This is a genomic window from Bathymodiolus heckerae thiotrophic gill symbiont (assembly GCF_900180345.1).
Classification (GTDB): domain Bacteria; phylum Pseudomonadota; class Gammaproteobacteria; order PS1; family Pseudothioglobaceae; genus Thiodubiliella.
Map to the genome: position 1 here is coordinate 15,748 of NZ_FXLV01000005.1, position 24,837 is coordinate 40,584.

A 24,837-nucleotide genomic window follows, 5' to 3' on the forward strand; every position below is an offset into this window, starting at 1 on the left:
TCTCACAAATGATAATGGGCACGAAAACAGCGCCTGTGCGTCAGTCTGTGCAATTTAACAAGAAGCTTTTAGATAAAAACGCACTGCGGGTGGTCAATACCATTCATAAAGCAGGGTTTGAGGTTTATTTAGTGGGTGGCTGTGTGCGAGATTTGCTACTGGGTTTAAAGCCTAAGGATTTTGATGTGGCAACCAATGCCAAGCCTGAGCAAGTGCACAAACTATTTAAACGCTCGCGTTTGATTGGCCGGCGTTTTCGCCTAGTACATGTGATGTTCGGCGCACGAGAGTTTATTGAGGTTGCCACTTTTCGCTCTGGCAAAGTGCAAACCGCTAAAAACGGCGTTATTACGAATGATAATTGTTATGGCAAGCTGGAAGAGGATGTGGTGCGTCGGGATTTTAATATTAACGCCCTATATTACGACATCCATAAGCAAGAAGTGATTGATTTTGTTGGTGGTTTAAAAGACCTTGAGGCAAGGGAAATCCATATGATTGGCGATGCTAAGCAGCGTTTTGAACAGGACCCTGTGCGTATGATTCGTGCCGTGCGTTTTAGCAAAAAATTAGGCGCAAAATTAAGTCCAGAAATCAATGCCTGTATTTTAGAACAGGCGCCATTGCTTGGCAATATATCCCCAGCACGCCTATATGAAGAGTGCGTAAAGCTGTTTCAAAATGAATATTCTTTTGAGGTGTATGAACAATTAGAAAAATATGGCTTGTTGGCGTATTTGTTTGAACAAACTCGTAACAATGATTTTGTTAAAAAAGCGTGTATAAATACTGCCAATCGTATTAAACGCAATCAGTCAGTAACGCCAGCCTTTTTGTTTGCTGTGTTTTTGTGGCAAGCACAAAACGAGCGTTTTGCCCTGATTAAAAAGCGACAGCGCTCTTTTCATTTGGCAATGATGCAAGCCTGTGATGAAGTGATTATGCGCCAAATTAAACAAGTGTCCATTCCCAGATACTTGAGTGCTAGAATGAGAGATATTTGGATGATGCAAGCTAAACTGGAAAAAATGCCTCCTAAAAAAATAGAATTTTTACTACAACATCCACGCTTTAGAATGAGCTATGATTTTTTAGTATTGCGTAGCAAGAGCGTTAATCCAGAACTTAAAGCCACGGCAGAGTTTTGGACTACAGCACAACAACGAGACGCATAATTATGCAAAAGTCTGTTTTAATTACAGGTTGCTCCAGTGGCATTGGGTTGTGCGTAGCTTTAGGCTTACAGCAAGCAGGCTACCAAGTATTTGCCACTGCGAGGCAAAATAAGGATGTGGAACGACTTAAAACTCAGGGGTTTGAGGCATTGCAGTTAGATTTAGCTTCGTCTGAGTCAATCAATACGGCAATGAGTGCTGTTTTTGCAAAAACTGATAGACTTTATGGCTTAATTCATAACGGTGCTTATGGGCAAGTAGGGGCGTTGGAAGATGTGTCCCGCTATGCGTTAGAACAACAATTTCAAACCAATGTATTTGGTTGGCACGAATTAACCAATTTGGTTTTGCCAATAATGAAACGCCAAAATGAAGGGCGTATTATTTACCTAAGTTCAATATTAGGCTTTGTAGCAATGCCATTTCGTGGGTCGTATAATGCATCTAAATTTGCGATTGAAGGCTTGGTCAATACATTGCGTTTAGAATTGTCAAATACCCAAATTCAGTTGTCCTTAATCCAGCCTGGACCAATCGAATCTGAGTTTAGAGCCAATGCCTACAAGGCATTTTCCAAACATATTGATAGGGAAAATAGCGATTATAAGACCAATTATCAAAAGATGGTTGAGCGCTTGCAATCAAAAAATTTGGCAGATTTTACTTTACCCGCAGAAGCGGTGCTAAAATGTTGCCTACATGCACTTAGTGCAAAGCAGGCAAAAATTCATTACCGGGTAACATTCCCAACAAAATTGTTTGCAATATTAATCAGACTGTTACCGACTTGGTTAATGGATAAGATACTAAATAAAGCGGGTAGCAGCGGAGAAAAATAATGGCAGAAAAATTTGATTTTAATAAGGGCTTAAGTGAACTTGAGGATATTGTGAAGACAATGGAATCAGGAGATTTGAGCCTAGAAGATTCTTTAAAACGCTTTGAGCAGGGTGTGATATTGACCCGCCAATGTCAAACAGCACTGAGTGAGGCAGAACAAAAAATATCCCTGCTTAGTGCAGCTGATGGCTATCAAGCCCAGCAACCTTTGGATAAAGAATCGTAAAATGAACTATGTGCAGCGTGTTGACCAGTGCCTAGACAGGGTTTTATCTAATCAGGGCAGTTTAACCGAGGCAATGCGTTACAGCGTTTTGTCTAACGGCAAGCGTTTTCGACCAATTTTAACCTACACTGTTGCCAATACTTTTGGCGCTAATCTTGATTTGGCAGATTCTAGCGCCTGTGCAGTGGAGCTGATTCATGCCTATTCTTTAATCCATGATGATTTGCCTGCTATGGATGATGATGATATTCGCCACAACCAACCCGCTTGTCATAAGCGTTTTGGCGAGGCACAAGCCATCTTGGCAGGCGATGGTTTGCAGGCGTTGGCTTTTGAGGTTTTGGCAAGTGATGTGCAGTTATCAACGAAAATAAGGATTGATTTACTACAAACACTGACCCATGCAGCTTTTGAGATGGCAGAAGGTCAGTCGATTGATTTAAGCGTGGCTGCACAAACGGTGGGTATTGATATTTTACAAAATATGCATCAGAAAAAAACAGGTGCTTTGCTTGGCTGTGCAATTAAACTGGGTGCTTTGGTTGCTGATACCTGTAATGAGAAGGAGCTACAAATTTTAGGGCGTTTTGCTGCAAATATTGGCTTGGCATATCAAATTCAGGACGATGTGCTAGATGTGCTGACTCCTGAAGAAATATTGGGCAAAAAACAGAATTCCGATGCAGATAAAAACAAGCCCACTTACCCTACTTTGTTAGGCTTGGAGGTCTCGAAAATCAAGTATGAGAATCTTTATCAGCGTGCTTTTAGTGATTTGGATACACTTGATGTAGATATAGTGCAATTAAAGGCTTTAACGGTTAAATTACAGAGTAGAAAATTTTAAAACTTAAGTAGAATACCGCCCCAACTAAAGCCACTGCCGATACCCTCAAGCAATAGCGTGTGTCCTTTTTGAATGCGGCCATCACGCACGGCTATATCAAGTGCCAAGGGGATTGAGGCGGCAGAAGTGTTGCCGTGCTTATCTAAGGTAACAATGACCTTGCTCATTGGGGTGTTAATGCGCTTGGCAACGGCTGAAATAATGCGAATATTGGCCTGATGTGGTACCATCCAGTCTAGATCCTCTGAGGTTAGGTTGCAGACTGACAATGTGTCTTGTGCCAAAGATGACAACTGACTAACGGCAATCTTAAAGACTTCGTTGCCTGCCATCTCAATAAAGCCTGTTTCGTTGATGTAGTTATTATTCACTTGCAAAGAAGATAAATAATTGCCATCACTAAAGAGTTTTGAATGCAAAATTCCTGTCTCTTCGCTGCCACTAAGCACAACAGCGCCAGCACCATCACCAAACAAAACAGCTGTAGATCGGTCGCTCCAATCTACAATGCGTGACAAGGTCTCACTGCCAACAATCAATATTTTGTTGGCTGTACCAGTTTTAATATATTGCTCGGCAGTCGTTAGTGCAAAGACAAAGCCCGCACAAACTGATTGCAAATCAAAGGCAGGGCAGTTAGCACCAATGGCGTTTTGCAACATGGTGGCAGTTGCTGGGAAAATTTTATCAGGGGTAGTGGTGGCCAAAATAATCAAATCCAATTCACTGGCATTAATGCCTGCCATTTCTAGCGCATTATTGGCTGCAATTACACCTAAATCACAAGTACTTTCATTGGTAACGACGTGCCTTTCTTTGATGCCTGTTCTGCTGGTAATCCACTCATCCGAGGTGTCAATCGTCTTAGATAAGTCGTCATTAGTAACAATCTTTGGCGGCAAGTAAGATCCAGTGCCGATAATTCTTGCAAATTTATTCATGAGTTTGTTGTCCTACTTGTTTTGTTATTTTCTCAGTAATTTTAGCTTGCACCTCAAGGTATGCTTCTTTAATTGCCTGAAAAAACGAATCAACATCAGCGCCGCCATGGCTTTTGACGACAACACCACGCAACCCTAACAGACTAGCACCATTGTATTTTCCAGGGTTAAGACTGGCTTTAAAATCTTTTAAAACAGGGGTGGCAATCAGGGCAATCAGTTTGGTAAAGATATTTTTAGTGAAGGCTTGTTTGAGATAATGACCCATCATAGAGGCCACGCCTTCGCTGGCTTTAAGGGCAATATTGCCTTCAAAACCATCACAAACCACTAAATCAACTGTGCCTTTGTAAATGTCATCGCCCTCAACAAAACCGACATAATTAAGGTCTGAGGCTTTGAGTAATTCTGCTGTTTGCTTGATCTTATCATTGCCTTTCATCTCTTCTTCTCCAATGTTTAGCAAGCCAACAGTGGGTAAGGCAATGTTCTCAGTGTATTTAACGGCAATAGAGCCCATAACTGCAAACTCAAGTAATGCCTCAGGCTTAGAATCAACATTTGCACCCAAATCCAGCATATGTGTGTGTCCATTCATGGTTGGCATGCGACCCATAATAGCAGGGCGGTCAACGCCCTTGATGGTTTTAAGCACAAAGCGAGAAATCGCCATCAATGCACCAGTATTACCAGCACTGACACAAGCATCAACGGAGTTGTCTTTGACTAAATTGATGGCGACACGCATAGAAGAATCTTTCTTCTTGCGTAGTGCTGTTGAGGGTGATTCACACATAGCAACAACTTCACTGGCATGGGCAATGCTAAAACGCTTGGCGTGTTTTTGAGCACTGATGTTTTTGTCAAACTCTGCCTGAATACTAGACTTATCACCCACAAAAACCAGATGTAAATCTGAAAATGCGATTAGCGCCTTAATGCCCGCTGCAACAGTCGTGGGTATCCCGCGGTCGCCCCCCGAAGCATCAATTGACACCTTAATTGTCATCAACAATCCTAATAAAATATTCTAGGCTTCTACTTCTGGAATATCTTGTGTTTTATTAATCACTTGTTTGCCACGGTAGTAGCCATCAGCGGTAATGTGGTGACGCAAGTGTGTTTCACCCGTTTCTTGGTCTTCAGACAAAGTTGGGCTTGCTAGTGCATTATGAGAGCGACGCATGCCTCTCTTTGAAGGGGTTTTTCTACTTTTTTGTACGGCCATTTTTTACTCCTTAGTTGTGTTCTTTAATTGTTGTAATATTGCAAAAGGGTTTTCACGCTTTTGTTGATTTATTGGCTGTGTGTCTTGATACGATGCGCATTTATGTTTATGCATAGGCGTCATCGGAATCACTATTAACACTTCATCCGTTATAAATTCAATGGTTGAAAATTCTTCGTCAGTATTCAGAATTGTCTCAAAGCTAGCACTTAATGTTTCGCCTTGCTGTTCATTTTGCAAAAAAGCAAGCTGAAATTTAGGCTGTAAATGAAGACTGACTTCATCTAAGCACCGTTGGCAGGTAAGTGCCGCATCCAGTTTAATTTCACCTTTAATACAAGGGATTTTACCTTCTTCAAGATTAAAACTAAGTTTTACATCAACCGTTGAATCTTGGTTGCTAAGCAATTTGCTGATTCTAGGTAAATCCTTCACTTGATAGCGCTGTGAAAAGGTTAGTGATCTAGAGGCAAACCTAAAAAGTTTAATCGTATCTGGTATTCCTTGTTTCATTGCAAAAACTTGACAATTTTACCAAAAAAACCAAGCTTTAGGCATTAAGTTTTCAAGCGCTGTCTGTTGGCTTCAAACAAAGCAATACCCGTTGCTACCGACACATTTAGGCTTTCTACATTACCTTGCATAGGAATTATTACCAGTTCATCGCAAGATTTTTTGGTGAGTGAGCGCAATCCAGAGCCTTCAGAGCCCATAATGATCGCACTGGGCGAGGTTAAATCGATTTGGTAGAGTGATTTATCGGTTGAACTATCTAAGCCTACTACCCAAATATTTTGCTCTTTCAGCGCTTTAATCGTGCGTGATAAATTCGTTACCGAGAAGATTTTAAGTTGATTAAGTGCACCAGCTGAAGTTTTATGTACCAAAGCATTGACAGGTGCCGACCCATCTTTGTTAATGACTACGCAATCCGCGCCTGCGGCGTTAGCACTGCGTAAGCAAGCGCCTAAGTTTCTTGGGTCTTGTATTGAGTCTAAAATTAAGATTAATGCTGTTTTTTCTAGTTTGGCAATGTGCTGCATTAGCCCGTCTTGATTGGGTAGGGCGGGCAGTAATATTTCAGCAGCAATACCTTGATGGGTTTGATTTTTAGTGAGCTTATCCAGCTGTTGTTTCGTTGAGCGTTGCGTGTTGATACCGAGTTTATCAAGTTGGGTAATAAGGGTATTTAGGCGTTTGTCATGACGATTGTCCAGCGTAAATGTTTTAACTAAGCACTCTGGATTGGTGTCTAATTGTGCTTGGATTGCGTGAAACCCAAAGATGATGATGGACTTGGACATATATTAGAGTTTGTGTTCAAAAATCTCTATGTAGGCTTTTTTTCGTAGTGTTTTTAGCCAATCTTGAAAAAAAATGTGTTGTTTGGATTGAATGAGCTGTGCCCTAACAGTGATAAGATTTATATCAACCTTGCGTTGAGCAATAATTTTAATAATGCGCCAGTCTTTCGCTGTTTTAAAGGGTTTAGAGACCTCATCAGTGTTAAGGTTTTTTAGTTGTTGCTGGAACACCGTAGGAAGTTTTTCTTGCACTAGCCAATCAGTTTCTCCGCCATTTTCATAAGAAAAGTCTTGCGAATGTAGTTTTGCAAGACTGGAAAATGTGGTGCCATTTTTAATTTCTTTACTTAATCCTGTTAAAAATTGTTTGATTGAATCATCTTTAGATTGTGGCAAGGAATCGGTTTTTTCAACAGCACTGATTACAATCTGAGCGATTTTAATTTGCTCCACTAACTGTGTATTTTTATTAGGGTTTTTAGCCAGATAGTTGTCAATTTCTGCCTGTGTTATTGTAATATTGGCGCGTTGTAAAACAAATTGTTCAAGTCCTTTGAGAGAAAGCTGTTGAGAGATATTGTCAACAATTTCAGCAAATTGATTGTTAGACTGTAATTGTGCCAAAGTAATGCTGTTTTGCTTAGCAACATCAGCCAGCATTGCCTTGATGGTTTCTGGTCTAGGTTTAATGCCTAGTGATTGTACTTTTTCTGCTTGTAGCACCAAGTTGATTTGTTGTTCAACCAGCGCTATTTTTTGTGCCTTGGTTTTGGTTTTTTTTATTTGAACACTGATACTGTCTAGAGTAATGACAGTGTCATTAACGATAGCAATAATGCTATTGGGCGATGCCAAGGCGTTGAATGAAAAAGTAAAGGCAAGGGTAAAAAAAAGTTTCATTATTTGTCCAAGTTAGCTAAATAGTTTGGTATTTCTTCTTTTAGGCGTTCTGCCAAGCTAGAATCGCTAGAGGCTAAGCCCTTAAGTACTAATTCAAATTTTGTCACTGTGTCATAACTGCCATCATTTAGGTGTTGCTTAAAGCGTGCTATGCGTATTGCATAACAACAAGATTCATACGCAATACCAGCCGTTTTTCTGTTGGTGATTGAGTTAGTTAGGGAGCGATTAATACCAGTAAACAAATGTACTTTTTGAGTAACTGGGTAAGCACCATATACGCCTACGGTTCTTTGTTCGCCATCATCTGAGTGGGTTAGGCTGATGAATTTTCTAGGGCTTAAAATGTAGCTTAATGCACTGTGGTGCTTGGCGACTTCTTTGCTGTCTGAGTCGTATTCTAACTCGTTGTTAAAAGTAAACTTATCTAGTGTAAGGTCAGCAGTAGCGGCAATGTTTGAGTAATCTTTTTCTTGGGCAACTAAGTTACCAGCCTCGTCCAGTTTTGTATCGGATAAATAACGCAATTGAGCAATTTTTAGGCTTAAATAAGTTGCCCCTGTATCATTATCAATAAAATCAGATTCAAGACCTAAGGCAATGTCATTGGTTTTTCCAATTCTATCAATACCTGTAAATTTTTTGCCTGAGAATAGATTTTCATAAGAGAAATTTATTGCCTCAGAATCAAATTTTTGTAATGCACTTTGGTCTTTTCCTTGAGTGTAATTGTAAGCTAATCTCGGCGTTAGTGTTTGAGTGACGCTTTTGCCAAATAGATTAATATCTCTTTCAAAAAACAACTTAGAATCCACCCCGAAACTGTAAATAGAGCGGTTTTGGTTTGGTACACTGTCCATTGAGTATTTTGTTTTAGAGATATTAAATCTAGGTTGTAATGAGTACGCATTGGTTGTAATATCTCGGGTAAATTCTGCTTGAGCGTGGGTGCGAGTGCCTGTTTCTTTACTGGCATCTTGGTGTTTAAATTTTGTACTAAGTATAGAAAAATTCACTTCTCGATTGCCTAGACCGATGACTTTTTTGTTAATAAAGATCTTAGGTGCCCGTGTGTATTCTGCCTTGCCGTTATTAACCAATTGCTCGTTTTCAGCAAATATTGAGGTATTAATATTGGTTTTTTTGTTTTCATAAGACAGATTAACAGAAGATTGCAATAAATCCTTTGAGGTACCACTGTGTGCGATTTCTTTAAAATAATCCTTGTCTGATACACGATTACTTACTATGTTTAATTCGGTGTTGGTATTTAAAGAGAGATCTAGTTCAGCGTCAATTAACCAGCGTTTTTCTTTACTAATCTTGTCTTTGTCTAAATAATGTCCTTCAATTTCAATACGACCTCGATTAAGAACTGAGACGAGTTGGCGATATTTGCCTTCAATCACACGGCCTCGAGTGGACGCTTGATTGAGTGTTAATAAAAAATCACGATTAGGCGCAATGTTGAAATAATAAGGAATGCGGATTTGATAGCCTTTATTTTTATTGACATCTGATTCGTTATAACTAGCAAAACTCGGCGCTAAAAAACCAGAACTTCTGCCTTTCAATACCCATTCATGATATGGTGAATAGAAGATTGGCACGCCCATAAACTCAACTGTTACATTTTCGGCAACGCCGAGATTGGTTTTTTGGTCAAGTGTTACCTTGTTTGCTTTCATAACCCAGTCAGTATTACCCACTGGACACAAACTATAGGTTACTGAATCAAAAGTTTGCTTAGTGCCATCGTTTACAATTTTTTGTGCTTGTCCATTAACTTTACTTTCTGGATAATGGTATTTGGCTTGTTCAAAAACAGTGTATTTTTTATCGCCTTGTTTTTTCATTACTGCTTTATTGCCAGTTAGCATTATTCGTTTATCTTGAAATTTAACATGACCACTAGCGCTTGAGATTTTACTGGCTTTTTGTAGGTTTATTTCGTCTGCTGATAGGTAATATTCGGCTGAATTGACAGCAGCATTGCCTCTTAAAAGATAGTTGCCATTGCTGACTTCGCTATAGTCTGCGGTAATGTCTAAATTTTCAATGTTTGTAGAAAGCGTTTGCTTGGGAAACAGCAGTGGTGTACCGCCACAGCCGAGGGCAAATTCTTGCGCTTGGGCGCTAACAGTGCTTGATAATAAAACAATAGTAGAAAGAGCGAGTTGCTTTCTCATGGTTAATCTCGTGGATAATCTAATTTTTAATGTAATATTTTAACATTATTGAGATTCAGATAATAACTATGTTTTTTATTACTAATAGAATACTTTGATAAGCAATAGTTTGGGTAAAATAGTATTGGATTTGTAATTTAATATGGAATATTTTAATGGCTTGGAATGACAACAATAATCAAAACCCTTGGGGTACCAACGGTCAAAAACCACCAGAGTTGGATGAGGTGATTAAAGATTTTAAGAATAAATTTGGTAATATTTTTGGTGGCAATCAGCCTTCATCAAATACCAACACACCTAGTGCGCCTAAAAAAGGCGGCTTTAAATACATATTCATTCTGGTTTTATTGGTCTGGGCTTTATTAGGTATTTATATTATTGACCCTGCTGAAAAAGGGGTGGTGCTGCGTTTTGGTGCCTTTCAAGAGGAAACTGGAGAGGGACCACATTGGCACTTACCGTATCCGATTGAGAGCCTAACCCGAATTAATGTCGAACAAATTAGAACCGTACAAATTGGCTATCGAGATGCGGTTAGTAATCGTCGTGGTGGCAATGTATCCTCTGAATCGTTAATGCTGACTAAAGATGAAAATATGATTGATGCTAAGTTTGCAGTGCAATACAAAATTAACGATGTGCAGGCTTATTTGTTTAATGTTGCCAGTCCTGATTTGACTTTGCGTCATGTGGCTGAAAGCGCTATTCGTCAGGTGATAGGTCAAAATACCATGGATTATGTGCTAACCGAAGGTCGTGTGGCAGTTGCCGACAGCATTAAAGATAAATCTCAAGAGTTGCTTAATGCTTATCAAACAGGTTTGATTATTACCACTGTAAATATGCAAGATGCGCAACCGCCAGAGCCAGTGCAAGCGGCGTTTTCCGATGCGGTAAAAGCGCGTGAAGATAAGCAACGCTTGATTAATGAGGCACAAACTTATGCCAATGATATTTTGCCAAAATCCCGTGGTAAGGCCGCACGAATGCTGGAAGAGGCGAAAGCGTATAAATCAGAGGTGGTGTCTAAATCAGAAGGTGAAGCGTTTCGTTTCAAACAGATTTTAGCAGAATATGAAAAAGCACCCGTCGTAACCAAAGAGCGCCTATACCGTGAAACAATGGAGAGTGTACTGGCCAATACCAGCAAAGTGGTGGTGGATTCAAAAGCCAACAGTATGATGTATTTACCGATTGATAAGTTGATTAATAATACATCACGCACTGAGGTTGTTATTCAAGAAGCGCAACCAGGGCAGTCTGGGCAGAGAAGTGGGCTTAGAGATGTTTTCCGTAATAGAGAGGTTAGATAATGAAAAAATTAGTATTGATTATTGTTGCGTTGTTGTTTTTTGTTAGCGGTTCGGCTTTATACACAGTTAATGAGACGCAAACTGTCATTAAACTCCGTTTGGGTAAAATCGTTTCTGTTGAACGCGAGCCAGGGCTTAAATTCAAAATGCCATTTGTGAACAATGTGGTGAAATTTGACAATCGTATTCAAACGCTAGATACACCAGCAGAACGATTTTTAACTGGCGAGAAGAAAAATGTGATTGTAGATTCTTATGTTAAATGGCGTATTGTTGACGCTGAACGGTTCTACAAATCAACGGGTGGTAATATGGCAAGAACCAGAAATCGTCTAGCACAAATCATCAAAACTGGATTGAAAAGTGAATTTTCTAAGCGCACTATTGCCGATGTGGTTTCTGGTGAGCGTAGTGAGATTATGCAAAATATTGTACAGTTGGCGAAAAAAGACATTAGCGAATTTGGTATTGAAATTATCGATGTGCGTATTAAACGCATTGACTTGTCTCAAGAAGTGTCAAATTCTGTCTATCGTCGTATGCAGGCAGAACGCCAGCGAGTTGCTAAGGAATTCCGTTCAAAAGGTGCAGAAGAGGCGGAGGTTATCCGCGCAGCAGCAGACAAGCAGCGTACTATTATTTTGGCTAATGCTTATCGTGATAGCGAAAAAATTCGAGGTGAAGGCGATGCAGTTTCGGCAAATAATTATGCGCAAGCTTACAATAAAAATGTAGATTTTTATTCGTTCTATCGCTCGTTGGAGTCTTATAAAAAGTCATTCTCAGGTCAAAATGATATTATGGTGTTAAATCCAAATACCGAGTTTTTCCGTCATTTTAACCCAGTGATTAAATAGAATAACCATTAATGAATACTTGGCAATTACCCGAAAGTATTGACGAACTAGTTGGTGACAGAGCGCTGGAATTTGAGTCTGTGCGTCGTCAATTAATTGATTTATACACCAAAAAAGGGTTTTCTTTGGTGATTCCGCCAATGGTGGAAAATATTGAATCTTTGTTATTAACCAGTGATTCAATTAATGAAAAAACTTTTAAATTCTTAGACCCTACAAGTGGCAAGATGTTAGGCGTGCATGCTGATATTACCCCCCAAATTGCACGAATTGATGCCAAACAGGGTAATAACAAGGTAGCAAAGTATTGTTATATTAATGCAATTTTGCAGACTAGGGCGGATGATTTTTATGCCTCTAGGTCGCCGATTCAGGCAGGGGCAGAATTATATGGCTCTGATGATATTAGTGCTGATGTTGAAGTGATTGAGCTAATGCTTGAGAGCTTAAAATTGTTGTCAATTAAGCCGATTACCTTAAGTTTGGGTAATGTTGCTGTGTTTAATGCTTTAATTGCAGAAGAGGCACTTGATGAGGGTAAATTATCAGAACTTAGACAAATTTTTGTTAAACGCTCTACGCCAGATTTGGTGGTATTTTTACAAGATAACACGCTAATTTATGGCGATAAATTTAGTGCATTGATGCGGCTGGAAGGCAATGCTAGTATACTAGACGAGGCGTTGGTCATATTCAAAGATATTCCTAAAGCAAAAACAGCCATTCAAGATTTGCTTAAAATTAACGAAAAACTCAGTGCTACAGGCGTTGAAGTGGTGCTTGACCTCGGTGAATTCAAAGCCTATGAATATCACACAGGCGTTGTATTTTCAGCTTACAATGAAAATTACCCTAAAGCACTCGCACAAGGCGGTCGTTATAACGGTCTCAGTGCATCATTTGGCTGTTCAAGAGCGGCAACAGGTTTTTCATTTGATTTAAAATTTTTGTCTCAAAGGAATTAAAATATGTCAAAAAATGTCGTTATTATTGGCACCCAATGGGGTGATGAGGGTAAAGGTAAAATCGTTGATTTAATTACCGACAAAGTGGCTAGTGTGGTGCGTTTTCAAGGCGGGCACAATGCAGGTCATACTTTGGTTATTGAGGGTAAAAAAACCGTATTACATCTTATCCCATCAGGTATTTTGCGTGATGGCGTTGAATGCTTAATTGGTCACGGTGTGGTGTTATCAATGTCGGCACTGATTACAGAATTGGGCGAATTAGAGACCGCAGGCGTTGATGCACAATCGCGTTTAAAAATCTCGCCAGGATGCCCACTGATTATGCCCTATCATGTTGCGCTAGATAATGCACGAGAAGCCAAGCGAGGTAAGGCGGCTATTGGCACCACAGGCAACGGTATTGGTCCTGCGTATGAAGACAAAGTAGCACGCCGTGGATTGCGTGTTGGCGACTTGTTGGATGCTGAATCCTTTACTGAGAAACTCAAAGAGGTGATGGAATATCATAATTTTGCCCTCAGTAATTATTACAATGCATCTGTATTGGATTATGACACAGTGTTGGCAGAAGCCTTAGAGCAGGCTAAAGTGGTTATCCCAATGATTACTGATGTTACTCAGAAAATTCATAATCATATTGCCAACAATGAAAATATTTTGTTTGAAGGTGCGCAGGGCGCATTGCTGGACATTGACCAAGGTACTTACCCGTTTGTTACTTCATCCAATACCACCTCAGGTGGTGCAGTAACAGGCTCAGGCGTTGGCGTAACTGACATTGATTATGTGGTGGGTATTGTGAAAGCTTATACCACTCGTGTTGGTGGCGGGCCTTTTCCAACAGAATTGGTTTACGATGTTGCCACGGATAAGGGTAACGAAATTGGCAAAGTGTTGGGCACAGTAGGACACGAGTTTGGCGCTACCACAGGGAGACAACGCCGTTGTGGTTGGCTGGATATGGTTACCCTTAATCGTTCATTTAATTTGAACGCAGTAACAGGCATCTGCCTGACTAAGCTGGATGTGTTAGATTCTTTAGACAGTATTAAAATTTGCGTGGCTTATGAGCTTAACGGCAAACAAATTACCACACCCCCTTACGATGCACAAGGCTACGCTGATGCTAAGCCTATTTATACTGAAATGCCAGGCTGGAAAACATCCACTATTGGTACAGATTCATTTAACAACCTGCCGCAACAGGCACAAGACTACATTCGCAAAATTGAAGAACTTTCAAATTTACCTGTAGATATTTTATCCACTGGGCCAGATCGTGACGAAACATTGATTTTAACCCATCCATTTGACGAGTAAATAAACTATGAACGATCCGCACCAACAAAGAGAATCAGATAAATACGACAACCCTATCCCTTCAAGAGAATATATTCTTGAATTTGTAACCAAACAACCACAATCATTCTACGACTTGGTTGATGTTCTTGAGATTAACGGTAAACAAAAAAAACCTCTAACGCATCGCCTTAAGGCCATGGTCCGTGACCAGCAATTGAGCATGGATCGTGATGGTGTGTATGATGTTTTTAACAGTGAAAGAGACATTATGATTGGTACAGTTAGCGCTAATCCAAAGGGTTTTGGCTTTATTGCCTTAGACGAAGGCGGTAAAGATTTGCGTCTTTCTACTTATCAAATGAAACTGGTTTTCCACGGTGATAGAGTTAAGGCGAGAATGTTGGATCAACGGGGTGATTCTGAAATTATCGAAGTAATTGAAAGTATTAAAACTGTGGTAGGGCGTTTGCATCTAGGTGCTGAGAGCGCTTATATTGTAGTGGATGACAGACGCATTCGTAATAATATTAATATTTCTGACATCAGTGCAACTAATACTGACAAACAAATTGTGATTGTTGAGATTACCCAAGCACCAACTTTCAAGACCCTTGCCGAAGGCAGAATTATTCAAATCTTAGGTGACTATATGGATGAAGGGGTAGAGACCGAGGCAGCGCTGTATCGTAATGGCATTCCAGTGGATTTCTCAGCGGAAGCCTTGGCACAAACAGAGCAATTACCAACGCAAGTTACGGTCGAAGACAAAGTGGGGCGAGTTGATATTACCAATATGAAGTTAGTCACGATTGATGGCGAAGATTCTCGTGATTTCGATGATGCTGTATTTGCTGAACCTACTAATAATGGCTGGAAATTGGTGGTTGCGATTGCTGATGTTTCTCATTATGTGGTAGAAGGATCGGACCTTGACATTGAAGCGATTGAGCGAGGTAATTCAGTTTATTTCCCACGCCGTGTGGTGCCAATGTTACCTGAGGCGTTATCGAATGGTTTGTGTTCCATTAATCCTGATGTAGAGCGGCTGTGTATGACTTGTGAGATGAATATTGATGCAGAAGGTAATTTATTAGATTATAAATTTTACCCAGCAGTAATGTTCTCACACGCACGCTTGACTTACACCAAAGTAAGTCAAATTTTAGAGCACCATGACAGTAAATTAACCCAGCAATATGAAAGTGTGATAGACAATCTGAATACTTTGTATGATTTATACAAAACCTTAAAAAATGCCAGAACCAAACGCGGGGTAATGGACTTTGACCGTATTGAAACACAAATTTTATTTAATGACGAGGGTAAGATTGATAATATTGTTGCCACTTCTCGTAACGATGCTCACAAACTGATTGAAGAATGTATGCTAATGGCAAATCAAGCCACAGCGAAGTTTTTAGCAGAAAATAACGAAGACTTCTTATACCGTATTCACCCTAAACCTACCGCAGAAAAAGTCGAAGTTACCCGCCAATTCCTAACTGCAGTTGGTCTAACTCTAGAAGGTGGCGCACAACCAGAATCTAAACACTTTGCAAAAGTATTGGAAGATGCTAAAGGCAGAGACAATGAGAATATCATCAAAACCGTTGTACTACGGACTATGAAGCAAGCCGTTTACACGCCCGCTAACGAAGGACATTTTGGTCTAGCCTTTGATGATTACACTCACTTTACCTCGCCAATCAGGCGTTATCCTGATTTATTGGTACATCGTGCGATTAATCGTGTCATCAATAAAAATACTAGAAAGCCAAGCAAGAGAATGGTGGAATTAGGCGCTGAATTATCCGTTACCGAGCGCCGAGCAGACGAAGCCACCCGTGATGTGGAGAAATGGCTTAAATGCGAATATATGCGTGACAAAGTCGGCGAAACCTTTAATGGCGTTATCTCCGGCATTGCTGCTTTTGGTATTTTTATTGAGCTTACCGATGTTTATGTTGAAGGTATGATTTCCATTCGTGACATGAAAGACGACTACTACAACTTTGATGACATCCATCATAAACTCACAGGCTCTCGCACTGGCAAAACCTTCCAACTCGGCGATACCATTAAAATCCAAATCGCCTCTGTGAATTTAGATGACAGGCAAATGGTGTTTGTGCCCGCCTAAATTACTTTAACTTTTTCTTTGTCGTATTGACGCACACAAAATAAAATTAATTAATTTCTAAAACTTATTGTTTGCAATGATGAGCGCATAATAAAAGGTAATTAATCAGTTACTGCACCCTCAGAAGCAGATTTAGCCAGTTTTGCAAATTTGGCTAACACGCCTTTGGTGTAGTTTGGTTTAGGCTGTGTCCAGCCAGATAAGCGTTTATCAATAACAGATTGTTCAACCAAGAGCTCTAAGACATTATTTTCAGCATCAATCAAAATTTCATCGCCATCTTCAACCACGGCTAACACCCCTCCTTTAAAGGCTTCTGGAGTAATATGACCAACCACAAAACCGTGCGTACCACCAGAGAAGCGACCATCGGTAATAAGGGCAACTTTACCACCCAAACCTTTACCCATGACGGCAGAAGTGGGGGCAAGCATTTCACGCATACCAGGACCACCAGCAGGACCTTCGTAGCGGATGACAATCACATCGCCTGCTTGAATATGGTCATTTAAAACTGCTGCTAACGCTTCTTCTTCACGACCAAAACATTTTGCCGTGCCTTTAAAGCTCAGACCTTCTTTACCAGTGATTTTTGCCACCGCACCATCAACAGCAAGATTGCCACGCAAAATCCTAAGGTGTGAATCTTTTTTAATAGGGTTGTCCAATGCTCTGATGATTTCTTGAGAATCAACATACGGCTTAACATTTTCTAAGTTTTGCGCCATAGTTTGACCTGTAACTGTCATACAATCACCGTGTAATAATCCTGCTTCTAATAACATCTTCATTAAAGGTAGCGTGCCACCAATTTCAACCAACTCACTCATCATATATTTTCCTGATGGCTTAAGGTCGGCAACAACAGGTACATTTTTACCAATGCGAGTAAAGTCGTCAATGGTTAAATTAACACCAGCAGCATTTGCCATAGCGATTAAGTGCAGAACTGCATTGGTAGAACCACCCAGAGCAATAATCACAGTAATTGCATTCTCAAACGCTTTCATTGTCATAATATCATTTGGCTTAATGTCTTTTTCTAGTAAATTAAGCACCGCTTCGCCTGCACGAATACAATCGTTATTTTTATCTACTGAAATAGCATCTTGGGCAGAGGAATTTGGCAAACTCATACCTAATGCTTCAATTGCACTTGCCATTGTATTTGCCGTATACATACCGCCACAAGATCCTGCACCGGGAATGGCAGTTTTTTCAATATTTTCTAATTCAATCGCATCAATCGTATTATTGGCATATTGACCTACTGCTTCAAACACACTAACCACATCGGTATGATTTTCACCCGGTTGAATCGTGCCACCGTAAACGAAAATACCTGGGCGATTAAGACGGGCTAAACCAATAATACAACCGGGCATATTCTTATCACAACCCCCAATAGCAACCACGCCATCAAACCCTTGGCAACCGACAACAGTTTCAATTGAATCGGCAATTACCTCACGAGAAACCAAAGAGTATTTCATCCCCTCAGAGCCCATAGAAATGCCATCTGAAATGGTAATGGTATTGAAAATAACACCTTTGCCACCCGCAGTATTAACCCCTTTTTCCGCTTCATCAGCCAGTTTATTAATGTGCATATTGCACGGTGTTACCATTGACCAAGTGCTTGCTATACCCACTTGAGGTTTGTTAAAATCCTCTTTTTTAAAACCAACGGGATATAACATGGCGCGACTTGGTGCTCGCTCGTAGCCGTCAACCACTTGAGAAGAATATTTTCTTGAATTCGAAGACATAATCATTTGTATTGATATAAAACACCGAATTTTAGACTAAAATAAAACCTTTCTCAATGCCTTTTTAAACCAAATTGGATGTAGCACAGCAAATATTGAACTTAATTATGCCTTTTGTCAAGGAGGGTAAAATTTTGCCCAGAACTTATGCGCAAATTAGTAATAATATTACAGATTTTGTATGGATTGAGCAGTCTGGTAGATTGGTTGCTTGCGTAGGGTTAAAAGACTGCCAAGAAGATGGTATGGGTGAAATTTATGCTTTGGCAGTGTCAGAAAAAGTGCAAAATCAAGGAATTTCAGTTGAATTATTAAACAAAGTTATGCAAAAAGCATTTGCTGATAATTTTTCCAAAGTATTCGCATTATCCAAGCATAATGCTGAATGGTTTTTAAAACAGGGTTTTGTAAAAATGGAAATTAGTGAATTACCAAAAAAACGCCAAGATTTGTTTGACCATCAGCGTAATTCATCTGTCTTTTTTAAGGACATATTGTAATGAAAATTAAACAACGCATTCGGGGGTATTTACCCGTTGTAATTGATATAGAAACTGGTGGTTTTAATGAAAAAACCGATGCTATGCTTGAGGTTTGTGCCATTATAATTGGCATTAATAATGACGGTGTATTTTATCCAAAAGACCCACAACATTTTCATATAGAACCCTTCAAAGGTGCCAATCTTGAACCGTCAGCACTCAAATTTAATGGCATTGATGTGTATAATCCATTGCGTATGGCGGTTACTGAAAAACAGGCGCTTAGTGAGATTTTTCAAACTGTTCATATGGAAATAAAAAATGAAGAATGCACTCGTGCCATTTTAGTTGGGCATAATGCTTTTTTTGATTTGGGTTTTTTGCGTGCTGCCACCGAGAGGAGTAAGCTTAAAAGCCCTTTTCATCAATTTTCAACCATTGACACGGTTAGCCTTTCAGCGTTATATTATGGCGAAACCGTTTTGGCTAAGGCGATGCGTGTGGCCAATATTGAGTGGAACGATGCCAACGCTCATTCTGCACTTTATGACACACAAAAAACTGCCGAACTTTTTTGTCAAATTTTCAACACCCAGCAGTATAATTAATTATGCAAAGGTCTCTCTGAGTAAGTCTCACTTGATTTTTTTTCAGTCCATTCTTTCACTTCCTGAGTGAGTATTGTGGCTGATTTCCCTGTAATGCTAATAGGTTTGCCAATCACCACAGTAATTGTGCCGGGATATTTGATAAAACTGCCTTTAGGCCATAATTTACCTGCATTGTGATAAATAGGGCAAATATCACAACCTGCCTTTTGAGCAATGGCAATCCCTCCTCTTTGATAGTTGCCAAGTTGCCCATAGGGTTGGCGTGTTCCTTCGGGAAATATTACCACAAAAATATTTTCTTGAATACGGGCAACGCCTTGTTTAATAACTTTTTTAAGTGCTTTAAGTTTATCACCACGGTTGATAATAATTGGCTTGAGTAGCGCCAAACCCCAGCCAAAAACAGGTATCCACAACAATTCTCGTTTCAACACCCAAGATTGTTGTGTAAATATTGTTTGAAAAGCAAATGATTCCCAGGTTGATTGATGGTTGGAAATAATAACACAAGCCGATATCGGGATGTTTTCTTTGCCAATTACTTTGGTTGTAATGTTGCAAGTAATGCGTAACCACCAGATATTAAAAATAGCCCATTGTGATATTATTTTATAGCGAATGTTGGAAGGGAATAAAGCGGTTAGCATGGCAAATAAAAACACAATAAAGGAAAAAATACACATTCCAAGGAAAAAGATAAGTGAACGAATTAGTAGCATATTTTATTTTTTTATTAAGTATTTTTTTAATTTTCAGATGCTGGAAAAGCAATCCAGTAATTTTATTTTATATGAGACCTTTGCATAAATATGAATGATTGTAAAAATTCAATTTTTTGCCAAGTCAACGAAAAGCAGATTTATGGTAATTATTCATATTTATGCAAAGGTTTCTATAGCGTAAAAGCGACAGGTAAAATGCCTAGAATACTTGCACAACGGCATGGGTTTAAAATTCTAAATAAGGTTGCTAATGATTGCAAAACAAACAAATAAGTAAAAAATAATTATATGGATATCAACACTATTTTATTTGATTTAGATGGCACTTTGATTGATACAGCACCAGATTTGGCGTATGCACTGAATATACTGTTGTCAGAAAATAGCTTAGAAAAAAAGTTGTATAACGACATTAAACCCTTGGTGTCCTTTGGCGGCAAAGCCTTGGTAAGTATGGGGTTTGATTGCGATGAAGCACACCCTGAATTCAGCAAGAGACACCAAAGATTGTTAGAAATTTATACTGATAATATTGACAAACACTCGGTAACTTTTCCTGGTATTGATGCCTTGATAATGCTGATTAAAAAGCGAGGATTGTTTTGGGGTATTGTGACTAACAAACCTGAGAATTTAACCCAACTATTGCTAAATAAATTAGACATTAAGCCAGATGTTGTGGTGTGCGGTAACACCTTAAAACACAATAAACCACATCCTGCGCCACTGCTTTATGCTTGTGCACAATTAGCGGTTAAACCAAAGTCATGTTTATTTATTGGTGATGATAAAAACGATATGATTGCAGGCAAAAATGCAGGCATTAAAACCGTAGCAGTGGCTTATGGTTATGGTAAAGTTGAGCAGGATTGGGGTTATGATTTTTTGGTTAACACGGTTAAGGAGTTAGAAAAATGGATATTGTAATATTAGTATTGTTGGTTATTGTGGTGATTTTAATGGTGTTTTTATTGCGTAAAAAAGAGGTAATGGCTGACATTGATACACCCATTAAAACCCTAGAAGAAGCGTTTAAAAATGAATTAAAAACCAATCGAGAAGAAATTAATACAATTGCCAAAGAAAATAGAAAAGAGTTAAATGACTCAATTCAAATATTAGAAAAATCATTAACAGAAACAGTTGATAAAAAATTTAATCAACAACAGGAAAAACAAAAGCAACTTAACCAAGAATCTAGCACCATTATCAAAGAAAAGTTTAGTGATTTCAATCAACAGCAAGCACAATTTAATCAACAGGCGACGGACAATATTAAACATATTGAAAAAACAGTTGGCACGCAATTAACCAATATTAGAGAAGAAAGTAGCAAAAAATTAGAGCAAATGCGTCAAACTGTTGACGAAAAATTACAAAGCACTTTAGAGCGGCGTTTAGGTGAATCTTTTAAGCAAGTTAGTGAGCGATTGGAACAAGTACATATAGGTTTAGGGGAGATGAAAAGTGTTGCCAACGATGTGGGTGATTTGAAAAAAGTATTGTCAAATGTTAAAACTAGAGGCACTTTAGGAGAGTATCAATTGGGTGCTATTTTGGAGCAAATGCTCTCTCCAGAACAGTATGCTTGTAATGTTGCAACCAAAAAAGGCTCTCAGGCTAATGTTGAATTTGCGGTTAAATTGCCAGGTAAGAGTGAAGGTGAAGTGTGGATACCTATAGATGCTAAATACCCAAGAGAAGATTACGAAAGGTTGATTGATGCTTATGAATTGGGCGATAAAATAAAAATAGATGAATTTCAGAAAAAAGTATTAAAATCTATTGAATTATTTGCCAAAGAGATTGCCAGTAAATACATTGACCCGCCCCATACTACTGATTTTGCGGTGATGTATTTACCTGATGAAGGTCTGTATGCCGAAGTATTAAGACATGTGAGTTTGTTTGAAAAATTACAAAGGCAATATAAGATTACCGTTACTGGACCCACTACGCTGTCAGCTTTTTTAAACAGTTTGCAAATGGGTTTTAAAACTTTGGCAATACAAAAAAGAAGTGCCGAAGTATGGGATGTTTTAACCGAAGTAAAAACCGAGTTTTCTACATTTTCTGGTGTCTTTGAACAAGTGCAAAAACAACTTAACACCGCTTCAGGCACTTTGGAAAAACTCAGAACAACACGAAGCAATGTATTGGAAAGAAAGCTTAAAAAAGTTGAGTTATTAGACAACAAGCAATCCACTTTACCTATGGACGAATCATGAACATTAAAACAGATTATCAAATTACCACTGGAGAATTAAAAGACAAAGTTATTTTAGTAACTGGGGCAAATCGTGGTTTTGGCAAGGCGATGACACTGGATTTAGCCAAAGCAGGTGCAACAGTAATTATGATTGGGCGTAATTTGGGTGCATTGGAAGTGGCTTATGATGAAGTGGTAGATGCAGGTTATCAAGAACCCATTCTTTATCCGTTTGATTTAGAAGGGGCAACACCTGAGCATTATGAGCAACTACAAGCCGATATTTTTGCGAATTTTAGGCAACTGGATGGATTGATTCATAATGCCAGTATTATCGGCACGATGATGCCGATTGAGCAATATGACATTAAATTATGGTATTCGACCATGCAGATTAATGTTAGCGCTCCTTTTATGCTGACGCAGTTTTTGATTCCTGCTTTAAACAAATCCGCTGATGCGCGCGTGTTGTTTTTATCCTCTTCGGTAGGGCGAGAGGCTCGTGCTTATTGGGGGGCGTACGGAGTGAGTAAGTTTGCCATTGAAGGGTTAAGTAAAACGCTGTCTGAGGAGTTGGAAAAAACCAATATTCGGGTAAATTCACTTGATCCAGGGCGTATGAAAACTGAAATGAGACGAACGGCTTATCCCGCTGAAAATTCGGATAAAAACCCGCTTCCTGAAAGCAAAAGCCCTGCGATTGTGTATTTAATGAGTGAAAAATCTAAAAAAATAAAGGGAGAGCAACTTACTTTATCCGACGCTTGATTGATGCAAAAATCAACAACATTAAATAAATAATAAAGCTGGCCATGCTTAGCACGAAAGAAAAAGCGCCAATCGGTGTCCACAGAGTTTCGTGTAACAGACCTTGGGCATCCACATATATTGGATAAAAAATTCTTTGAATCAGCACAGAAACAACAGTCAAGAATAGAAAAAATAAAGAAATTTTCAAGATTATGTTTTTAAAAGACTTTTGCATAAAACTCCTAGCGTTGTAAATCGCTGGTTAAGTGCGGGTGAATACTTTTTAAAATTTCTTTAAAGACTTTTTCATTGCCAGCCACCACATTTCCTGTCTCTAGGTATTTATCTCGTCCTGAAAAATCACCAATAAACCCCCCCGCCTCTTTAACCAAAAGCACGCCAGCAGCAATGTCCCAAATATTCAGCTCAATCTCCCAAAATCCATCCATTCTACCTGCCGCTAAATAAGCCAAATCAAGCGCAGCAGAGCCTGCACGGCGAATGCCCGCAACCCTTGGATGGATGGCTTTAAACATATCAAGATAAGCATCCAAGTGTTGAGGCGCTTTAAATGGAAAACCTGTGCCGATAAGAGTGTCTTTAAACCCATCGGTATTGGTCGTTCGCATTCTTTGCTCATTGAGGTAAGCGCCTTCGCCCTTGGATGCAGTGAACATTTCTTCTTTGAAAGGATCGTACACCACGGCGTGTGTAGGCTCATTATTCTCATACAGAGCAATGGACACCGCATATTGAGGAAAGCCATGCAAGTAGTTGGTAGTGCCATCTAAGGGGTCAATAATCCATTGAAAATTTGCATCACCTAAAATTTTCCCGTTTTCTTCTCCTAAAATTGAATGACTGGGAAAGGCGTATTTCAACTCGTCTATAATAGCATCCTCAGCAGCTTTATCCACTTCGGATACAAAGTCATTGACGGCTTTGTTTTCAATTGTCAAAATATCAATCTGGTTGTGGTATCTGAGGATGATATCGCCGGCTTTTCGGGCGGCTTTAACGGCAATATTAAGCGTAGGATGCATAATAGAATACTAAAATGAAAAAAGAAACGAATTATACCTTTGATAATGTGCGTGTGGTCATGGTTAATACCACCGAGCCGGGTAATATTGGCGCAGCTGCACGAGCGATGAAAAATATGAACTTATCGCAGCTGACTTTGGTTAATCCAAGGGGCTATCCATCGGCCACAGCCACAGCTAGAGCCAGCGGTGCAGACGATGTATTGTTAAATACTGTGGTTTGTGAATCTTTAGAGCAGGCTTTACAGGGTGTGCATTTGGTGATTGGTGCTAGTGCCCGCCAACGCAATATCAAATGGCGGCAAATGGATGTGGTTGGCGCGTGTAGTGAAATTCAAAAAACTGTTGCCATTAAAAACCAAACAGTAGCAGTGGTATTTGGCACAGAAAAATCAGGATTAACTAATGAAGAGCTAGATTTGTGCCAAATCCTGATGACTATCCCTGGTAATCCAGATTATTTCTCTCTGAATGTTGCCTCTGCCATTCAAGTTTTCGCTTATCAAAATTATGTTTATAACACCACTACAGAATTTGAAAATAACAATAACGCACTTGCCAGTTTTGATGAATTAGAAGGTTTTTACATTCATCTCACCCAAGTATTAGAACACATTGAATATTTTGAAGACAAGCGCCCCAAGGTTTTGTTAATGCGTCGTTTAAGGCGTTTTTTTGGCAGAGCAGAGCCTGAAAAAGAAGAAGTGGCGATTTTTAGAGGTATTCTTAGAAACATTAAACCCTTTCAAAAATAAATCAATATGAGACCGCTGCATTAGCCCAGAACGACCTAGAGAATGCAGAAAAAAGTACTGTTTTCTGCATTTCATAAGTTGTAATGGAAGGGGTAATACAGTAACCTCACAAAAGTAAGCCACACTTCAATCCTAATTAGTCAACCCTTAAAAACCCAATTCAAAATAACCAAACCTTATTTAATTACAAGCTTTTGCATACTGCAACATAAACCAATGATTCTTTATAAAAAAATAGCGAACCTTTTGTAAAAACAAAAAAA

The 24,837-nt window shown here is 39.2% G+C and carries 27 protein-coding genes; 16 read left to right on the top strand and 11 right to left on the bottom strand.

What is annotated here, in order from left to right; translation table 11 throughout:
• Positions 1 to 14 precede the first annotated feature (14 nt).
• Genes pcnB through CRYPD_RS01265 form a run of 4 tightly spaced genes read left to right on the top strand, consistent with a single transcriptional unit; the run spans position 15 to position 3,088 of the window.
• Positions 15 to 1,175, top strand: a complete 1,161-nt coding sequence (gene pcnB / locus CRYPD_RS01250) for a polynucleotide adenylyltransferase PcnB (RefSeq protein WP_138145780.1) — start codon at positions 15 to 17, stop codon at positions 1,173 to 1,175.
• Positions 1,176 to 1,177: 2 nt separating this feature from the next.
• Entirely contained in the window at positions 1,178 to 2,014 is an 837-nt protein-coding gene (locus tag CRYPD_RS01255; protein WP_138145755.1) for an SDR family NAD(P)-dependent oxidoreductase, read from the top strand.
• Positions 2,014 to 2,241 (top strand): exodeoxyribonuclease VII small subunit, encoded by a 228-nt coding sequence (locus tag CRYPD_RS01260; protein WP_138145756.1) that lies wholly within the window; start codon positions 2,014 to 2,016, stop codon positions 2,239 to 2,241. Before CRYPD_RS01255 ends, CRYPD_RS01260 begins: the two co-directional genes overlap by 1 nt.
• 1 nt (position 2,242) lies before the next feature.
• Positions 2,243 to 3,088, top strand: coding sequence for a polyprenyl synthetase family protein (locus CRYPD_RS01265; RefSeq protein ID WP_138145757.1), 846 nt, complete (start codon positions 2,243 to 2,245; stop codon positions 3,086 to 3,088).
• Here the strand turns inward: CRYPD_RS01265 and CRYPD_RS01270 are convergent.
• The 7 genes from CRYPD_RS01270 to CRYPD_RS01300 are packed head-to-tail and all read right to left on the bottom strand — an operon-like array spanning position 3,085 to position 9,650.
• A complete protein-coding gene (locus CRYPD_RS01270; RefSeq protein ID WP_138145758.1) occupies positions 3,085 to 4,029 on the bottom strand; it encodes a beta-ketoacyl-ACP synthase III in 945 nt (314 codons plus the stop codon). The two genes, CRYPD_RS01265 and CRYPD_RS01270, sit on opposite strands and share 4 nt — an antisense overlap.
• Positions 4,022 to 5,038: a phosphate acyltransferase PlsX gene (gene plsX / locus CRYPD_RS01275; RefSeq protein WP_138145759.1), complete on the bottom strand. Its 1,017-nt coding sequence runs from the start codon at positions 5,036 to 5,038 to the stop codon at positions 4,022 to 4,024. Before plsX ends, CRYPD_RS01270 begins: the two co-directional genes overlap by 8 nt.
• A gap of 21 nt (positions 5,039 to 5,059) precedes the next feature.
• Entirely contained in the window at positions 5,060 to 5,257 is a 198-nt protein-coding gene (rpmF, locus tag CRYPD_RS01280; protein WP_138145760.1) for a 50S ribosomal protein L32, read from the bottom strand.
• Positions 5,258 to 5,260: 3 nt separating this feature from the next.
• Positions 5,261 to 5,770: a YceD family protein gene (locus CRYPD_RS01285; protein ID WP_138145761.1), complete on the bottom strand. Its 510-nt coding sequence runs from the start codon at positions 5,768 to 5,770 to the stop codon at positions 5,261 to 5,263.
• A gap of 44 nt (positions 5,771 to 5,814) precedes the next feature.
• Positions 5,815 to 6,561: a 23S rRNA (guanosine(2251)-2'-O)-methyltransferase RlmB gene (gene rlmB, locus CRYPD_RS01290; RefSeq protein ID WP_138145762.1), complete on the bottom strand. Its 747-nt coding sequence runs from the start codon at positions 6,559 to 6,561 to the stop codon at positions 5,815 to 5,817.
• A gap of 3 nt (positions 6,562 to 6,564) precedes the next feature.
• The gene (locus CRYPD_RS01295; protein WP_138145763.1) at positions 6,565 to 7,461 is read right to left on the bottom strand and encodes a peptidylprolyl isomerase; all 897 of its coding nucleotides are present in this window, start codon (positions 7,459 to 7,461) and stop codon (positions 6,565 to 6,567) included.
• Positions 7,461 to 9,650, bottom strand: a complete 2,190-nt coding sequence (locus CRYPD_RS01300) for an LPS-assembly protein LptD (protein WP_244610226.1) — start codon at positions 9,648 to 9,650, stop codon at positions 7,461 to 7,463. Before CRYPD_RS01300 ends, CRYPD_RS01295 begins: the two co-directional genes overlap by 1 nt.
• Before the next feature lie 155 nt (positions 9,651 to 9,805).
• On the opposite strand from CRYPD_RS01300, the gene hflK reads away from it, so the two are divergent.
• The 5 genes from hflK to rnr are packed head-to-tail and all read left to right on the top strand — an operon-like array spanning position 9,806 to position 16,233.
• A complete protein-coding gene (gene hflK, locus CRYPD_RS01305; RefSeq protein WP_138145765.1) occupies positions 9,806 to 10,966 on the top strand; it encodes an FtsH protease activity modulator HflK in 1,161 nt (386 codons plus the stop codon).
• Positions 10,966 to 11,823, top strand: a complete 858-nt coding sequence (gene hflC / locus CRYPD_RS01310) for a protease modulator HflC (RefSeq protein WP_138145766.1) — start codon at positions 10,966 to 10,968, stop codon at positions 11,821 to 11,823. Before hflK ends, hflC begins: the two co-directional genes overlap by 1 nt.
• A gap of 11 nt (positions 11,824 to 11,834) precedes the next feature.
• Positions 11,835 to 12,788, top strand: coding sequence for an ATP phosphoribosyltransferase regulatory subunit (locus CRYPD_RS01315; RefSeq protein WP_138145767.1), 954 nt, complete (start codon positions 11,835 to 11,837; stop codon positions 12,786 to 12,788).
• A gap of 3 nt (positions 12,789 to 12,791) precedes the next feature.
• Positions 12,792 to 14,111 (top strand): adenylosuccinate synthase, encoded by a 1,320-nt coding sequence (locus tag CRYPD_RS01320; RefSeq protein ID WP_138145768.1) that lies wholly within the window; start codon positions 12,792 to 12,794, stop codon positions 14,109 to 14,111.
• Positions 14,112 to 14,118: 7 nt separating this feature from the next.
• Positions 14,119 to 16,233, top strand: a complete 2,115-nt coding sequence (gene rnr, locus CRYPD_RS01325) for a ribonuclease R (RefSeq protein WP_138145769.1) — start codon at positions 14,119 to 14,121, stop codon at positions 16,231 to 16,233.
• Between the two features lie 101 nt (positions 16,234 to 16,334).
• Here the strand turns inward: rnr and ilvD are convergent, their stop codons facing one another.
• Positions 16,335 to 18,002 carry a dihydroxy-acid dehydratase gene (gene ilvD, locus CRYPD_RS01330; protein ID WP_138145770.1) on the bottom strand — a complete coding sequence of 556 codons (1,668 nt, stop codon included), beginning with the start codon at positions 18,000 to 18,002 and terminating at the stop codon, positions 16,335 to 16,337.
• Positions 18,003 to 18,109: 107 nt separating this feature from the next.
• Between ilvD and CRYPD_RS01335 the strand changes: the two genes are divergently transcribed.
• Both CRYPD_RS01335 and rnt read left to right on the top strand, forming a co-directional pair.
• Complete coding sequence (locus CRYPD_RS01335) at positions 18,110 to 18,502, top strand: GNAT family N-acetyltransferase (protein WP_244610227.1); 393 nt, start codon at positions 18,110 to 18,112, stop codon at positions 18,500 to 18,502.
• A complete protein-coding gene (gene rnt, locus CRYPD_RS01340; protein ID WP_138145772.1) occupies positions 18,502 to 19,092 on the top strand; it encodes a ribonuclease T in 591 nt (196 codons plus the stop codon). Before CRYPD_RS01335 ends, rnt begins: the two co-directional genes overlap by 1 nt.
• On the opposite strand, the gene CRYPD_RS01345 is transcribed toward rnt, so the two are convergent.
• Positions 19,089 to 19,814: a lysophospholipid acyltransferase family protein gene (locus CRYPD_RS01345; protein ID WP_138145773.1), complete on the bottom strand. Its 726-nt coding sequence runs from the start codon at positions 19,812 to 19,814 to the stop codon at positions 19,089 to 19,091. The genes rnt and CRYPD_RS01345 overlap by 4 nt on opposite strands.
• A gap of 90 nt (positions 19,815 to 19,904) precedes the next feature.
• Between CRYPD_RS01345 and CRYPD_RS01350 the strand changes: the two genes are divergently transcribed.
• From CRYPD_RS01350 to CRYPD_RS01365, 4 genes are read left to right on the top strand one after another with little or no spacing between them, the layout of a single operon-like run.
• Positions 19,905 to 20,090, top strand: a complete 186-nt coding sequence (locus tag CRYPD_RS01350) for a hypothetical protein (RefSeq protein ID WP_138145774.1) — start codon at positions 19,905 to 19,907, stop codon at positions 20,088 to 20,090.
• A gap of 15 nt (positions 20,091 to 20,105) precedes the next feature.
• On the top strand, positions 20,106 to 20,744 hold the full coding sequence (locus tag CRYPD_RS01355; protein WP_138145775.1) for an HAD family hydrolase: 639 nt from the start codon (positions 20,106 to 20,108) through the stop codon (positions 20,742 to 20,744).
• Entirely contained in the window at positions 20,732 to 22,045 is a 1,314-nt protein-coding gene (locus tag CRYPD_RS01360) for a DNA recombination protein RmuC (protein ID WP_138145776.1), read from the top strand. The genes CRYPD_RS01355 and CRYPD_RS01360 overlap by 13 nt, the downstream gene beginning before the upstream one ends.
• Positions 22,042 to 22,794: a YciK family oxidoreductase gene (locus CRYPD_RS01365; RefSeq protein WP_138145777.1), complete on the top strand. Its 753-nt coding sequence runs from the start codon at positions 22,042 to 22,044 to the stop codon at positions 22,792 to 22,794. Before CRYPD_RS01360 ends, CRYPD_RS01365 begins: the two co-directional genes overlap by 4 nt.
• Here CRYPD_RS01365 and CRYPD_RS08420 read toward each other — a convergent pair.
• The gene (locus tag CRYPD_RS08420; RefSeq protein ID WP_138119228.1) at positions 22,775 to 23,011 is read right to left on the bottom strand and encodes a DUF3955 domain-containing protein; all 237 of its coding nucleotides are present in this window, start codon (positions 23,009 to 23,011) and stop codon (positions 22,775 to 22,777) included. The genes CRYPD_RS01365 and CRYPD_RS08420 overlap by 20 nt on opposite strands.
• 7 nt (positions 23,012 to 23,018) lie before the next feature.
• Entirely contained in the window at positions 23,019 to 23,819 is an 801-nt protein-coding gene (locus tag CRYPD_RS01375; RefSeq protein ID WP_138145778.1) for an inositol monophosphatase family protein, read from the bottom strand.
• A gap of 14 nt (positions 23,820 to 23,833) precedes the next feature.
• Between CRYPD_RS01375 and CRYPD_RS01380 the strand changes: the two genes are divergently transcribed.
• On the top strand, positions 23,834 to 24,574 hold the full coding sequence (locus CRYPD_RS01380) for an RNA methyltransferase (protein WP_138145779.1): 741 nt from the start codon (positions 23,834 to 23,836) through the stop codon (positions 24,572 to 24,574).
• Positions 24,575 to 24,837: the final 263 nt, after the last annotated feature.